Consider the following 13,251-nt stretch of genomic DNA (forward strand, 5'->3'; position numbering starts at 1 on the left):
GCTTGCTCGCGAATGCGGTGGGTCAGCTAATAAATCAGGTGACTGATGCACCGCATTCGCGAGCAAGCCCGCTCCCACATTTGGATAGCATTTCAATCGTCTACCTGTTTTGGCGGTGGCAGGGTGAAACCTGACACCGACCGGCGCAACTGGCTGGCCATTTTTGCCAGGTTGCCGATGCTCTCCGCCGTGGCGGTCGAGCCCGATGACGTCTGCGTGGTGATCTGCTGGATCACGTTCATCGTCAGGGAAATCTGCCCCGCCGACGAGGTCTGTTGCTGCGCCGCGTTGGAAATACTCTGGATCAACGCCGCCAGGGTTTTCGACACGCCTTCGATCTCTTCCAGCGCCACCCCGGCGTCTTGCGCCAGCCGCGCGCCACGCACCACTTCGGTGGTGGTCTGTTCCATGGAAATAACCGCTTCATTGGTGTCGGTCTGGATCGCCCGCACCAGGGTTTCAATTTGGCGTGTGGCGGCGGATGAGCGCTCGGCCAACCGCTGCACTTCGTCGGCCACCACGGCAAACCCGCGCCCGGCGTCACCGGCCATGCTCGCCTGGATCGCGGCGTTGAGGGCCAGGATGTTGGTCTGGTCGGCAATGTCGTCGATCAGGCTGACGATGTCGCCAATCTCCTGGGACGACTCGCCCAGCCGTTTGATGCGCTTGGCGGTGTCCTGGATCTGCTCGCGAATGTTGTCCATGCCGTGGATGGTGTTGTGCACCACCTCATTGCCCTTGTTGGCAATTTCCACCGAGCGCTCCGCCACCGCCGAAGACTCGGCGGCGTTGGCCGACACCTGGTCGATGGATTGGGCCATCTGATTGATCGCGGTAGAGGCCTCGGCGATTTGCTGGGCCTGATGCTCCGAGGCCTGGGCCAGGTGCATGGCGGTGGCCTGAGTTTCCTGCACCGCACCGGCCACTTGCCCCGCCGTGAGGTTGATGGTCGCCACCAGATCGCGCAGCTGGTCTACGGAATAATTGATGGAGTCGGCGATGGTGCCGGTGAAGTCTTCGGTGACCGAGGCGGTCACCGTCAGGTCACCATCGGCCAGGTCCTCGATTTCATCGAGCAGGCGCATGATCGCGTTCTGGTTGCGCTCGTTTTTCTCGGCGGTTTCATGCAGCTGGCGGTTGGTCTCGCGCACCATGACCAGGCCAATCAGGATGATTGAGGTCAGCGCAAGCAAGCCCAATACGTAGCCGCCGATGGTGTCAAAGCTGCGCCCGCTGGCGAGGTTTTCAAACCCGGTGGCCAGGTGCGAGGCTTCATCGAGCAGGGTTTGCGACAGGTTGAAAATATTGCTCGCCGAGGCGCGTACCTGGAACAACTGCGGCGAGGTTTCGAGGATTTCATCCACGGAGCCGGAGACAAACTCAAACAGCTCGGCGATTTCCGCCAACCGCGCACGGGCGTCGTGGTCTTCAACCTGAGCAATGCGCAGGCCGGCGTTACCCTGGAGCATGCCGTTAAGCACTTGGCCAAAACGGTTGGCGTCGCGGCCAAAGGCATCGGCGGCCTGCACCGAGGTTTCGTCGCCGGCCAGCACGGTGTTGACTGCACCGAGGATGCGTTCGGCCAGCAATGATTGGCGCTGGGCCAACACCACCTGGCTGGCCGGGGCGCCGCGTTGCAGCAGAATGTCGACGACCTTTTCCGATTCCATCTGCAATTGCGGCACAGTTTCGGCAAGCGTCGCGGCCACTTGGTGCAACGACAACACGGTCTGTTCGCTGGCGAGAATCGCGTCGGTGTTTTTCAGCAGTGCTTCCCAATCGGTCTGCACCGCGCGCATTTCGGCGCGTACCGCGTTGGGTGCAGCCGGCAGGCCGGTCTCGGTATCGCCTTTTTTCAGATAGCCCCAGCGCTGGGCGAAGTCGTTGCGTGCATCGCCCAGCAGCTTGAACGCGGCCGCCTTGCCGGCGGCGGCTTCCGTGGCGTTCTTGGCAATGCGCTGGGACAGCACGCGCAGCTCACCGGCGTGGCCGATGTACTGCTTGTCGTACGTGGACTGGGTATTGAGGTACGCGAAGTTGGCGAACAACAGCATGATGAACACGATCAGCGCGATAAACAGCACGATGATCTGCGAACGGCTGCGCGATGCGGCTTGCGGTTTGGGCGTGGTAGCGGTGGTCATGCGGCAACATCCATGAAGCCTGGGGCCTGGGCCAAAGCGAAGGGGCTGAAGACCTGCCACAGCTGGTCACTGTCGAACTGGCCCTGGATAAACGGCGCAGTGGGCGCGGTGCTCGCCAACAGTGCGTCTTGTGCGAAATGCTGCATGCCCACCACCTCGTCCACCAGCAGCCCGACAAACAAGTCGTTGAATTCCACCACCAGCACTCGCCGTTGCTTGCGGGCCCTGGACAGCCCGAGGTCGAGGAACCCGCCCAGGTCCATCACCGGCAGCAAACGCCCACGCAGGTTGGCCACGCCTTTGACCCAGGGCTTGACCCCGGGCATCAAGGTGCAACGCGGTTCATGCAACACCTCGGCGACTTCGCCCATCGGCGCCACGTACCAATACGGTCCCAGGCGAAAACCGATCCCGCTCCAACGTTGCAGGCGGGTTTCCTGGGACGGCAGGTCGGCGGCCAGCAGGCGGCAGCGGCGGTCGATGTCCAGCAGCAGCTCGAAGGCGGTTTGTGACTCGGTCATGATGGCGTGCCGTCAGCCGGCCAACACCTTGTTCAGGGTGGCGATCAGGGTTTCTTCGTCCACGGGTTTGGTCAGGTAATCCTTGGCGCCCTGGCGTGCGCCCCAGATTTTGTCGGTTTCCTGATCCTTGGTGGTGATGATGATGATCGGGATGCCGTTGGTTTCCGGCTCCTTGGACAGCTGACGGGTAGCCTGGAAGCCATTGAGGCCCGGCATCACGATGTCCATCAGTACGGCGTCGGGCTTTTCCTGACGGGCCAGGGCCACGCCGTCTGCGCCGTTTTCGGCTTTGAGGACCTGGTGGCCGTGCTTTTCCAACATGCCGGTCAGTTTGTACATTTCGGTCGGCGAATCGTCGACGATCAGAACACGTGCCATGGTTTTCCCCACTACATTGGTGGACGCCGGCCCTTGTGAGGCGGTGTCAGTGTGCTTGTTCTACTGCGGCGAAGCCGGGCACGTAGGCCTTGATCGCGCTCAGCAGTTCTTCCTTGCTGAAAGGCTTGGTCAAAAACTGATCGACACCCACGATGCGCCCCTTAGCCTTGTCGAACAGGCCGTCCTTGGAGGACAGCATGATCACCGGAATCGACTTGAACGCCGGGTTGTTCTTCACCAGCGCGCAGGTTTGATAGCCATCCAGGCGCGGCATCATGATGTCGACAAAGATAATGTGCGGGTGATGATCAACAATCCGGGCCAGTGCATCGAAACCGTCGATGGCCGTGATGACTTCGCACCCCACGTTCTTCAACAGGGTCTCGGCGGTGCGGCGGATCGTTTTCGAATCGTCGATCACCATCACTCTCAAGGCGTTGGAATGCTGTTCCATATCTGCTCTACCATCGCCACAGCGAATCGGTTTTCGGTGTGTACTGCCTGATGTTGCACAGGATGAGCGCTGCAAGCCTTGGAATTCAAGGGCTGCTGCACCGTGGGAGTCTTTTTAGCACAGTCTCCGGGCGCAATCTATCGAGCAACCGGCCAGGTGGTTTTTCCTTGACCCACAACAGCCGCAGCGCCACTCTGACGCCACTTTTATGCGCCCTAATTTGCTAGAGGAAATCCCCCATGAGCGTTCGCGTCGGCATTGTCATGGACCCTATTGCCAGCATTTCCTATAAAAAGGACAGTTCGCTGGCCATGCTCCTGGCCGCCCAGGCCCGCGGCTGGACGCTGTTCTATATGGAGCAGCGCGATCTTTATCAGGGCGACGGCGAGGCCCGCGCACGCATGCGCCCGCTGCAGGTGTTTGCCAACCCTGAAAAGTGGTTCGAGCTTGCGGATGAAACCGACAGCCCCTTGAGCGATCTGGACGTGATCCTGATGCGCAAGGACCCGCCGTTCGACATGGAATTCGTTTACTCCACTTACTTGCTGGAACAGGCCGAGCGCGCTGGCGTGCTGATCGTCAACAAGCCGCAAAGCCTGCGCGACTGCAATGAAAAGCTGTTCGCCACCCTGTTCCCACAATGCACGCCGCCTACCGTGGTCAGCCGCCGCGCCGATGTGTTGCGTGAATTCGCCGCCAAGCACGGCGACGTGATCCTCAAGCCGCTGGACGGCATGGGCGGCACCTCGATCTTCCGCCACCGCGCTGGCGACCCTAACCTGTCGGTGATCCTGGAAACCCTGACCGCGCTGGGCACCCAGCAGATCATGGGCCAGGCTTACATTCCGGCGATCAAGGACGGCGACAAACGCATCCTGATGATCGACGGTGAGCCGGTGGATTACTGCCTGGCGCGTATCCCGGCCGCAGGCGAAACCCGTGGCAACCTGGCAGCCGGCGGTCGCGGTGAAGCGCGTCCACTGTCGGACAAAGACCGTTGGATCGCTTCTCAAGTCGGCCCAACCCTGCGCGAAAAAGGCCTGCTGTTCGTAGGACTGGACGTAATTGGTGAGAACCTCACCGAAATCAACGTCACCAGCCCGACCTGCATTCGCGAGATCGACAACGCATTTGGCACGAACATCGGCGAAATGCTGATGGCGGCCATCGAGCGCAAGCTGCAAGCCAAGTGACATAGAACAGCCGGACACACACCAACATTGCGTTATCATGCGGCACCTGTGAAACGCGCGATGTTGGTTTTTTTGTCATGACGCTCCCGCCCGATCTGCCCCCCGAACTCTCCCACAGCGGCGTGCGCCCGGCTGATCGGCTCGGATTTACCCTGTTTCTGGCAGCGCTGATCCACCTCGCTTTATTACTCGGCCTGGGTTTCACCTTTGCCGAGCCCAAGCAGATCACCAAAACCCTGGAAATCACCCTCGCCACGTTCAAGAGCGAAAAAAAGCCTGAAAAGGCTGACTTTCTGGCCCAGGACAATCAGCAAGGCAGCGGCACGCTCGACAAAAAGGCCGTGCCCAAGACCACCGAAGTGGCGCCGTTCCAGGACAACAAGGTGAATAAAGTCACCCCGCCGCCGACGCCCAAGCCTGAGGTCAAGCAGGCCGCGCCCAAGGCCGCCGTGACCACTGTTGCGCCAAAACCGCAAAAAGCCCCGACCCAGCGCGAGAAAACCAAGACCGAGCCGCAGCCCGAGCCGGTCAAGCCAGCGCCGACCTTCGACAGCTCGCAGCTCTCCGACCAGATTTCCAGCCTCGAAGCCGAACTGGCCAACGAACAACAGCTGTACGCCAAGCGCCCGCGCATCTATCGCCTGAACGCCGCCTCGACCATGCGCGACAAAGGCGCCTGGTATAAGGACGAATGGCGCAAGAAGGTCGAACGCATCGGCAACCTCAATTACCCGGATGAAGCGCGGCGCCAGCAGATCTATGGCAATTTGCGCTTACTGGTGTCGATCAACCGCGACGGGTCGTTATATGAAGTGCAGGTGCTGGAGTCGTCCGGCCAACCGTTGCTGGACCAGGCGGCCCAGCGCATCGTGCGCCTGGCCGCGCCCTTCGCGCCGTTTACCGGCGACCTGAACGACATAGACCGCCTGGAAATCATCCGCACCTGGAAGTTTGCCCGGGGTGATCGGCTGTCCAGTAACTGATCGCTCCTGCACTCTGCCAAACGCGGCGGGCCCTCGTGGCGAGCGGGGCTGTCGTGGCGAGCGGGCTTGCCCCGCGTTGGGCTGCGAAGCGGCCCCAACAGGGCCACCGCGTTCTGCCTGTAAAACCACAGCTCCAGATTTCAGGGCCGCTTCGCGCCCCAACGCGGGACAAGCCCGCTCGCCACGACAAGCCCGCTCGCCACAGCAGCCCCGCTCGCCACAATTAGCGTCCGCCGCAGCTTGTCAGTTCGCCCCTCCGACGCCACACTAGCGGACATGAAAAATGTCAGCCCGACCTACCTCAAGCACCAATTCCTGATCGCCATGCCCCATATGGCCGACCCGAACTTTGCGCAGACCTTGACCTACATCGTCGAGCACACGGCCAATGGTGCCATGGGGTTGGTGGTGAACCGCCCGCAAGAGCTGAACCTGGCCGATATTCTTGAGCAACTGCGCCCGGAGATCGACCCGCCGGCGCGCTGCCAAAATGTACCGATCTACATCGGCGGGCCGGTGCAAACTGATCGCGGTTTTGTGCTGCACCCCACCGGGCCGAAGTTCCAGGCCACGGTCGACCTGGAAGGCGTGTCGTTGTCCACCTCCCAGGACGTGTTGTTCGCCATCGCCGACGGCGTGGGGCCTGAGCAAAGCGTGATCACCCTCGGCTACGCTGGTTGGGAAGCCGGGCAACTGGAAGCCGAACTGGCCAGCAATGCCTGGCTGACTTGCCCGTTCGATGCCGACATTCTGTTCAACACAGCCAGTGAGCTGCGCCTGGAAGCGGCAGCGGCCAAACTGCGGGTCAACCTCAACCTGCTGACCAGCCAGGCGGGGCACGCCTGATGGCCTTGCGTTTGATCCTCGGTTTTGACTACGGCACCAAACAGATCGGCGTAGCGGTCGGCCAGGTGATTACCGGCCAGGCCCGCGAGCTGTGCACCTTGAAAGCCCAGAACGGCGTGCCGGACTGGAACCAGGTCGAGGCCCTGATCAAGGAGTGGAAGCCCGACGCCGTCGTGGTCGGCCTGCCCTTGAACATGGACGGCACCCCCAGCGACATGTGCCTGCGCGCCGAAAAGTTCGCCCGCCGCCTCAATGGCCGCTACAACCTGCCCTTCTATACCCACGACGAGCGCCTGACCACCTTTGAAGCCAAGGGTGAGCGCCGTGACCGTGGCGGGCAGAAAGGCAGCTACCGCGACAACCCGGTGGACGCCATCGCGGCCGCCCTGCTGTTGCAGGGTTGGCTGGATGAAAACACCGCTTTATTTGAATCCTGACTGACGCGGCTTGCCGCGTCTTTTTACGTTTGAGCCCGGACCTTGCCTGCGCGAGGCCTTGAAGGAGCCACCATGAGCCTGCCCAATCCCGCCGACCTGATCAGCCAGATGGCGATTCGCCTCAAGGCGCACCTGCAACACCGTGCCATCAGCGAACCGCGCTTTATCGGCATTCGCACCGGTGGTGTGTGGGTGGCCCAAGCGTTGCTGGAAGAACTGGGCAGCGATTCGCCGCTGGGCACGCTGGACGTGTCTTTCTACCGCGACGACTTCAGCCAGAACGGCCTGCACCCGCAGGTGCGCCCTTCGGCCCTGCCGTTCGAGATCGAGGGCCAGCACCTGGTGCTGATCGACGACGTGCTGATGAGCGGTCGCACCATCCGCGCCGCCATGAACGAGTTGTTCGATTACGGCCGCCCGGCCAGCGTGACGCTGGTGTGCCTGCTCGACCTGGACGCTGGCGAATTGCCGATCAGCCCGGATGTGGTCGGTGCCACCCTGTCGCTGGAGGCCCACCAGCGGGTAAAATTGTCCGGTCCCACGCCGCTCGAACTCGAACTGCAAGACCTTGCCCTTTAAACCGCCTTGTACAGAGTCCCCGCGATGACGCCTCTAGATGCCAAGCGCCCGCTGCAGCTCAATGCTCAGGGCCAGTTGCAACACTTCTTGTCCCTCGACGGTTTGCCCCGCGAACTGCTGACTGAAATCCTCGACACCGCCGACTCGTTCCTCGAAGTCGGTGGCCGCGCGGTGAAGAAGGTCCCGCTGCTGCGCGGCAAGACCATCTGCAATGTGTTCTTCGAGAACTCCACCCGCACCCGCACCACCTTTGAACTGGCAGCCCAGCGGCTGTCGGCCGACGTGATCACACTGAACGTGTCGACCTCGTCGGCAAGCAAGGGCGAGACCCTGCTCGACACCCTGCGCAACCTTGAAGCCATGGCCGCCGACATGTTCGTGGTGCGCCACGGCGACTCCGGCGCCGCACACTTCATCGCCGAGCATGTGTGCCCGAACGTGGCAATCATCAACGGTGGCGACGGCCGCCACGCGCACCCGACCCAAGGCATGCTCGACATGCTGACGATCCGTCGGCACAAGGGCGGTTTTGAAAACCTCTCGGTAGCCATCGTCGGCGACATCCTGCACTCGCGGGTCGCGCGCTCGAACATGCTGGCCCTCAAAGCCCTGGGTTGCCCGGACATCCGCGTGATCGCACCGAAAACTCTGCTGCCGATCGGCATCGAGCAGTACGGCGTGAAGGTCTACACCGACATGACCGAAGGCCTCAAGGACGTTGACGTGGTGATCATGCTGCGCCTGCAACGCGAGCGCATGGCCGGTGGCCTGCTGCCGAGCGAAGGTGAGTTCTACCGCCTGTTCGGCCTGACCACTGCGAGGTTGGCCGGCGCCAAGCCGGATGCGATCGTCATGCACCCAGGGCCGATCAACCGTGGGGTTGAGATTGAGTCGGCGGTGGCCGACGGCAGCCAATCAGTGATCCTCAACCAAGTGACCTACGGCATCGCCGTGCGCATGGCGGTGTTGTCCATGGCCATGAGCGGGCAAACCGCGCAACGTCAATTCGAGCGGGAGAACGCCCAGTGAAGCTCAGCATTCTCGGCGCCCGAGTCATCGATCCGGCCAGTGGCCTGGATCAAGTTACCGATCTTCACCTGGAAGCCGGCAAAATCCTCGCCATTGGCGCTGCGCCCGCGGGGTTCAACGCCAGCGAGACGATCGACGCCAAAGGCCTGGTGGCCGCGCCTGGTTTGGTCGACCTGAACGTCGCCCTGCGTGAACCGGGTTACAGCCGCAAAGGCACCATCGCCAGCGAAACCCGCGCCGCCGCTGCCGGTGGCGTCACCAGCCTGTGCTGCCCGCCGCACACCAAGCCGGTGCTCGACACCTCGGCGGTGACCGAGCTGATCCTGGACCGCGCCCGCGAAGCCGGCAATTGCAAAGTGTTCCCCATCGGCGCGCTGAGCAAAGGCCTGGAAGGCGAACAACTCGCCGAGCTGATCGCCCTGCGCGACGCCGGTTGCGTGGCATTCGGCAACGGGCTGGACAGTTTTCGCAGTACGCGCACGCTGTGCCGCGCCCTGGAATACGCAGCCACCTTCGACCTGACGGTGATCTTCCACTCCCAGGACCGCGACCTGGCCGAAGGTGGCCTGGCCCATGAAGGCGCCGTCGCCAGTTTCCTCGGCCTGCCGGGCATTCCCGAAACCGCTGAAACCGTGGCCCTGGCCCGTGATCTGCTGCTGGTAGAGCAAAGCGGTGTGCGTGCGCACTTCAGCCAGTTGACCAGCGCGCGCGGCGTGGCCTTGATCGCCCAGGCGCAAGCGCGCGGCCTGCCGGTGACGGCGGACGTGGCGTTGTACCAGCTGATTCTGACCGATGAAGCGCTGATCGATTTCTCCAGCCTTTACCACGTGCAGCCACCCCTGCGCACGTTGGCCGACCGCGATGGTTTGCGCGCGGCCGTGAAGTCGGGTGTGGTCTCGGCAATCTCCAGCCATCACCAACCGCACGAGCGTGATGCCAAGCTGGCGCCGTTTGGCGCGACCGAGCCGGGCATCAGCAGTGTCGAACTGTTGCTGCCGCTGGCGATGACCCTGGTGCAAGACGGTCTGCTCGACCTGCCAACGCTGTTGGCGCGCCTGAGTGCCGGCCCGGCTGAGGCCTTGCGCCTGCCGGCGGGCAAAGTGGCGGTGGGTTCAGCGGCGGACCTGGTGCTGTTTGATCCGGCCAGCTCCACGGTTGCCGGGGAACACTGGCTGTCCAAGGGCGAAAACTGCCCGTTCATCGGCCATAGCCTGCCGGCGACCGTGCGGTACACCTTGGTCGATGGGCGGATCAGCTACCAGGCCTGATAAATCGCAAAATCTAAAGTGCCACCGTTAATGTGGGAGCTGGCTTGCCTGCGATGCAGGCACCTCGGTTATTCAGCCAGACCGAGGTGATGCTATCGCGGGCAAGCCCGGCTCCCACATTGACCGTGCTCGCATTGAATCAATGCGCGCTCAGCGTCCGCTATTGCGCTCGGCATTGCGGATCGAAACCTGCGTATTCAGCGTCCAGAAGTCATACAGCACGCCCACCAGGAACAAACCGCCAGTCAGCAGGTAGATCAGGCCGGTGATCCATTTGCCCTGATACATGCGGTGCAGCCCGAACACGCCCAGGAACGCCAACAGTATCCAGGCCACGTTGTACTCGATCGGCCCGGCGGTAAAACGCAGGTCTGCTTCACGGTCCATGGCAGGGATCAGGAACAGGTCGATCAGCCAGCCAATACCGAAAAGACCAAAGGTGAAAAACCAGATCGTCCCGGTCACCGGCTTGCCGTAATAGAAGCGGTGCGCCCCGGTAAAACCGAAAATCCACAGCAGGTAACCGATCACCTTGCTGTGGGTGTCCTGCTGCATCACATCCTGTCGATAGGTGTTCATGGAGTACCTCTTTTGCCTCGATAGATAAATTTTTTCATTTTCTTTGTGACTTTTTTACGGGCGCCCGACACACGGCAAATGGTATCTTCCCTCCCGCAAAGCCTTATGCCACCTGACCTCTGCAGGAAGATAGCGGCAATTCGTCGCGCTTTTCCTGAATTTGACCCCAGGGTTCAGTCGACAAACGGCCTAAGAACGACACAAAAAGCTGTTATAAAGTTGCGCGCAAACCTAAAAGAGCCACGCCTAATGCGACCATTTTTCAAGACATGGCTAACCATCTGCCTATTAATGCCACTGGCCGCCCACGCCACCAATCGTGAGCAACGTCTTCCTAACGTTAACGGTTTCACCCCTAAAGTTCACAGCACACCAGGCACCGCCAAATCGGTAAAGCTGACCGTCAACCGCCCGACTCAACTGAGCAAGGCCCACCACGGTAAAGTAACGCCCGGCCTGATGGCAGTTAACACCAAACAAAGCAGCAACGTCCTCAGCCGCGCGGTTAATGTGCTCGGTACTCCTTATCGTTGGGGCGGCAGCAGCCCAAGTAAAGGGTTCGACTGCAGTGGTTTGGTGAAATATGCGTTTAATGACGTCAAAGCGGTGGATTTGCCACGCACCTCCAACGCCATGGCCGCCGGTCACGGGCTGAAGGTTGATCGTAAAGACCTGAAACCGGGCGACCTGTTGTTCTTCAAGTTGAAGAGCCGCCAGGTCAATCACGTTGCCATCTACCTGGGCAACGACCGCTTTATCCACGCACCGCGTCGTGGCAAGTCGGTCAGCATCGACACGTTGAAAAAGCCGTTCTGGGACAAGAACTACGTGATTGCCAAACGGGTTCTGCCGAAAGAACAGAACAACAACCTGCGGGTTGTGCAGCGCTGATTTCAGTCTGATATGCGGTAACCAATGTGGAAGCGGGCTTGCTCGCGAATGCGTTAGATCAGTCAACTAAGAGGGTGACTGACACTGCGCATTCGCGAGCAAGCCCGCTCCCACATTTGATTTTCATTGCCCGCAAGACCTCAGATGTCCCCAGGCACCCTCGCCTGCCCCCGCGCATCTTCCCGGCTGATCAGCCCCTCGCTGACCAACGCCTTCAAGCTCATGTCCAACGTTTTCATCCCCAGCGCGCCACCGGTCTGGATCGCCGAGACCATCTGCGCCACTTTATCTTCACGGATCAAATTACGAATAGCCGGTGTACCCAGCATGATTTCGTGAGCCGCCACCCGCCCACCGCCGATCTTCTTGACCAGCACTTGCGACACCACCGCCTGCAACGACTCCGACAGCATCGAGCGCACCATGGGCTTTTCCGCTGCCGGGAACACGTCCACCAGCCGGTCCACGCTCTTTGCGGCCGAGGTGGTGTGCAAGGTGCCAAATACCAGGTGCCCGGTCTCAGCGGCCGTCAGCGCCAGGCGGATGGTCTCAAGGTCGCGCAACTCGCCCACCAGAATCACATCCGGGTCTTCACGCAGCGCAGAGCGCAGCGCCGCCGAAAAGCTGTGGGTATCGCGGTGCACCTGACGCTGGTTGATCAAGGCCATTTTCGGCCTGTGGATAAATTCGATGGGGTCTTCGAGGGTGAGGATGTGCTGGCGCCGATGCCCGTTGAGGTAGTCGATCATCGCCGCCAGCGTGGTGGATTTGCCCGACCCGGTCGGCCCGGTGACCAGCACCAGGCCGCGCGGCAGTTGCGCGATACGCTGGAACACCGCCCCCAGCCCGAGGCTTTCAAGGCTCTGCACCTCGGCGGGAATGGTGCGAAACACCGCCCCCATGCCGCGATCCTGTTGAAATACATTCACCCGGAACCGCGCCACGCTCGGCAGTTCGAAGGCAAAATCGGTTTCAAGAGATGTTTCGAAATCCTTTTGTTGGTAGCGGTTGAGCAAAGGGCTCAATAACTCCGCAACTTGCGGGGGCGTGAGCACCGGGCCCTCCAGCGGCCAGACCTCGCCATCGACACGCAGCATCGGTGCCAGGCCGGCCGACAAATGCAGGTCGGAGGCGCCACGGCGCACGCTGGCCGTCAGCAATTCAGTGATATCCATAGGGCTTTCCATTTCCAGTAGAATGCCGCGGACTCCATATCCACGGGTGCATCTTGAATGTCGACGATAGCAGACAACATTGGCCTGGTTAGCGAGCGGATCCGCGCCGCGGCCCACGCCGTGCAACGTGACGAAAACAGCATCCACCTGCTGGCCGTGAGCAAGACCAAACCCGCGCAAGCCGTGCGCGAAGCCTACGCCGCCGGGATGCACGATTTTGGCGAGAACTACCTGCAGGAAGCCTTGGGCAAACAGGCGCAATTAACCGACCTGCCCTTGAGTTGGCACTTCATTGGCCCCATTCAATCGAACAAGACTCGTGCGATCGCCGAGAACTTCGCTTGGGTACATTCCGTGGATCGCTTGAAAATCGCTCAACGCCTGTCCGAACAACGCCCGGCCGACCTGCCGCCGCTGAACATCTGCATTCAGGTCAACGTCAGTGGCGAAGCCAGCAAATCCGGCTGTACGCCCGCCGACTTGCCGGCCCTGGCCCATGCGATCAGCGCCTTGCCGCGCCTGAAACTGCGCGGCTTGATGGCGATTCCCGAGCCGACTGAAGATCGCGCCGCGCAAGATGCGGCATTCGCAGCGGTGAGAGACCTGCAAGCCAGCCTGAATCTGCCGCTGGACACACTTTCCATGGGCATGAGCCACGACCTCGAGTCGGCCATCGCCCAAGGCGCCACCTGGGTGCGGATCGGTACCGCCCTGTTTGGCGCCCGCGACTACGGCCAGCCGTGAAATGGCTGACTTTCCTCTGAATAAGGACCT

15 protein-coding genes are annotated in these 13,251 nt (G+C 61.4%); 9 read left to right on the forward strand and 6 right to left on the reverse strand.

Translation table 11 applies throughout. The features are described from left to right. Positions 1–92: 92 nt before the first annotated feature. Genes FPT15_RS01055 through pilG form a run of 4 tightly spaced genes read right to left on the reverse strand, consistent with a single transcriptional unit; the run spans position 93 to position 3,497 of the window. Positions 93–2,144: a methyl-accepting chemotaxis protein gene (locus tag FPT15_RS01055; RefSeq protein ID WP_145157715.1), complete on the reverse strand. Its 2,052-nt coding sequence runs from the start codon at positions 2,142–2,144 to the stop codon at positions 93–95. Next, a complete protein-coding gene (locus tag FPT15_RS01060) occupies positions 2,141–2,665 on the reverse strand; it encodes a chemotaxis protein CheW (RefSeq protein WP_119737459.1) in 525 nt (174 codons plus the stop codon). Before FPT15_RS01060 ends, FPT15_RS01055 begins: the two co-directional genes overlap by 4 nt. 12 nt (positions 2,666–2,677) lie before the next feature. Continuing rightward, entirely contained in the window at positions 2,678–3,043 is a 366-nt protein-coding gene (gene pilH / locus FPT15_RS01065; protein WP_014720320.1) for a twitching motility response regulator PilH, read from the reverse strand. 46 nt (positions 3,044–3,089) lie between these two features. Beyond that, complete coding sequence (gene pilG, locus FPT15_RS01070) at positions 3,090–3,497, reverse strand: twitching motility response regulator PilG (RefSeq protein WP_106575669.1); 408 nt, start codon at positions 3,495–3,497, stop codon at positions 3,090–3,092. A gap of 239 nt (positions 3,498–3,736) precedes the next feature. Here pilG and gshB point away from each other — a divergent pair, with 239 nt between their 5' ends. The 7 genes from gshB to FPT15_RS01105 all read left to right on the forward strand — a co-directional run bounded on the left by gshB (position 3,737) and on the right by FPT15_RS01105 (position 9,832). After that, positions 3,737–4,690, forward strand: a complete 954-nt coding sequence (gene gshB / locus FPT15_RS01075) for a glutathione synthase (protein ID WP_145157717.1) — start codon at positions 3,737–3,739, stop codon at positions 4,688–4,690. A gap of 77 nt (positions 4,691–4,767) precedes the next feature. After that, a complete protein-coding gene (locus FPT15_RS01080) occupies positions 4,768–5,673 on the forward strand; it encodes an energy transducer TonB (RefSeq protein ID WP_106575671.1) in 906 nt (301 codons plus the stop codon). Positions 5,674–5,949: 276 nt separating this feature from the next. Then, on the forward strand, positions 5,950–6,519 hold the full coding sequence (locus tag FPT15_RS01085; RefSeq protein WP_106575672.1) for a YqgE/AlgH family protein: 570 nt from the start codon (positions 5,950–5,952) through the stop codon (positions 6,517–6,519). Then, on the forward strand, positions 6,519–6,956 hold the full coding sequence (gene ruvX, locus FPT15_RS01090; RefSeq protein WP_003195067.1) for a Holliday junction resolvase RuvX: 438 nt from the start codon (positions 6,519–6,521) through the stop codon (positions 6,954–6,956). The genes FPT15_RS01085 and ruvX overlap by 1 nt, the downstream gene beginning before the upstream one ends. 72 nt (positions 6,957–7,028) lie before the next feature. Further along, entirely contained in the window at positions 7,029–7,535 is a 507-nt protein-coding gene (pyrR, locus tag FPT15_RS01095) for a bifunctional pyr operon transcriptional regulator/uracil phosphoribosyltransferase PyrR (protein ID WP_106575674.1), read from the forward strand. A gap of 24 nt (positions 7,536–7,559) precedes the next feature. Then, positions 7,560–8,564 (forward strand): aspartate carbamoyltransferase catalytic subunit, encoded by a 1,005-nt coding sequence (locus FPT15_RS01100; protein WP_145157720.1) that lies wholly within the window; start codon positions 7,560–7,562, stop codon positions 8,562–8,564. Further along, on the forward strand, positions 8,561–9,832 hold the full coding sequence (locus tag FPT15_RS01105) for a dihydroorotase (RefSeq protein WP_145157722.1): 1,272 nt from the start codon (positions 8,561–8,563) through the stop codon (positions 9,830–9,832). Before FPT15_RS01100 ends, FPT15_RS01105 begins: the two co-directional genes overlap by 4 nt. A gap of 150 nt (positions 9,833–9,982) precedes the next feature. Here FPT15_RS01105 and FPT15_RS01110 read toward each other — a convergent pair whose 3' ends face one another. After that, on the reverse strand, positions 9,983–10,411 hold the full coding sequence (locus tag FPT15_RS01110) for an NINE protein (protein WP_145157723.1): 429 nt from the start codon (positions 10,409–10,411) through the stop codon (positions 9,983–9,985). A gap of 249 nt (positions 10,412–10,660) precedes the next feature. On the opposite strand from FPT15_RS01110, the gene FPT15_RS01115 reads away from it, so the two are divergent. Next, positions 10,661–11,302 carry a C40 family peptidase gene (locus FPT15_RS01115; protein WP_145158570.1) on the forward strand — a complete coding sequence of 214 codons (642 nt, stop codon included), beginning with the start codon at positions 10,661–10,663 and terminating at the stop codon, positions 11,300–11,302. 140 nt (positions 11,303–11,442) lie between these two features. Here FPT15_RS01115 and FPT15_RS01120 read toward each other — a convergent pair whose 3' ends face one another. Further along, positions 11,443–12,477 (reverse strand): type IV pilus twitching motility protein PilT, encoded by a 1,035-nt coding sequence (locus FPT15_RS01120; protein ID WP_145157727.1) that lies wholly within the window; start codon positions 12,475–12,477, stop codon positions 11,443–11,445. Between the two features lie 57 nt (positions 12,478–12,534). Between FPT15_RS01120 and FPT15_RS01125 the strand changes: the two genes are divergently transcribed. Next, on the forward strand, positions 12,535–13,221 hold the full coding sequence (locus FPT15_RS01125) for a YggS family pyridoxal phosphate-dependent enzyme (RefSeq protein ID WP_119737447.1): 687 nt from the start codon (positions 12,535–12,537) through the stop codon (positions 13,219–13,221). Positions 13,222–13,251: the final 30 nt, after the last annotated feature.

The organism is Pseudomonas sp. RGB (assembly GCF_007713445.1).
Taxonomy (GTDB): domain Bacteria; phylum Pseudomonadota; class Gammaproteobacteria; order Pseudomonadales; family Pseudomonadaceae; genus Aquipseudomonas.

Coding starts and splice junctions, on each gene's coding strand:
- FPT15_RS01055 (WP_145157715.1), bottom strand. CDS start 2,144: ATGACCACCGCTACCACGCCCAAACCGCAAGCCGCATCGCGCAGCCGT.
- FPT15_RS01060 (WP_119737459.1), bottom strand. CDS start 2,665: ATGACCGAGTCACAAACCGCCTTCGAGCTGCTGCTGGACATCGACCGC.
- pilH (WP_014720320.1), bottom strand. CDS start 3,043: ATGGCACGTGTTCTGATCGTCGACGATTCGCCGACCGAAATGTACAAA.
- pilG (WP_106575669.1), bottom strand. CDS start 3,497: ATGGAACAGCATTCCAACGCCTTGAGAGTGATGGTGATCGACGATTCG.
- gshB (WP_145157717.1), top strand. CDS start 3,737: ATGAGCGTTCGCGTCGGCATTGTCATGGACCCTATTGCCAGCATTTCC.
- FPT15_RS01080 (WP_106575671.1), top strand. CDS start 4,768: ATGACGCTCCCGCCCGATCTGCCCCCCGAACTCTCCCACAGCGGCGTG.
- FPT15_RS01085 (WP_106575672.1), top strand. CDS start 5,950: ATGAAAAATGTCAGCCCGACCTACCTCAAGCACCAATTCCTGATCGCC.
- ruvX (WP_003195067.1), top strand. CDS start 6,519: ATGGCCTTGCGTTTGATCCTCGGTTTTGACTACGGCACCAAACAGATC.
- pyrR (WP_106575674.1), top strand. CDS start 7,029: ATGAGCCTGCCCAATCCCGCCGACCTGATCAGCCAGATGGCGATTCGC.
- FPT15_RS01100 (WP_145157720.1), top strand. CDS start 7,560: ATGACGCCTCTAGATGCCAAGCGCCCGCTGCAGCTCAATGCTCAGGGC.
- FPT15_RS01110 (WP_145157723.1), bottom strand. CDS start 10,411: ATGAACACCTATCGACAGGATGTGATGCAGCAGGACACCCACAGCAAG.
- FPT15_RS01115 (WP_145158570.1), top strand. CDS start 10,661: ATGCGACCATTTTTCAAGACATGGCTAACCATCTGCCTATTAATGCCA.
- FPT15_RS01120 (WP_145157727.1), bottom strand. CDS start 12,477: ATGGATATCACTGAATTGCTGACGGCCAGCGTGCGCCGTGGCGCCTCC.
- FPT15_RS01125 (WP_119737447.1), top strand. CDS start 12,535: ATGTCGACGATAGCAGACAACATTGGCCTGGTTAGCGAGCGGATCCGC.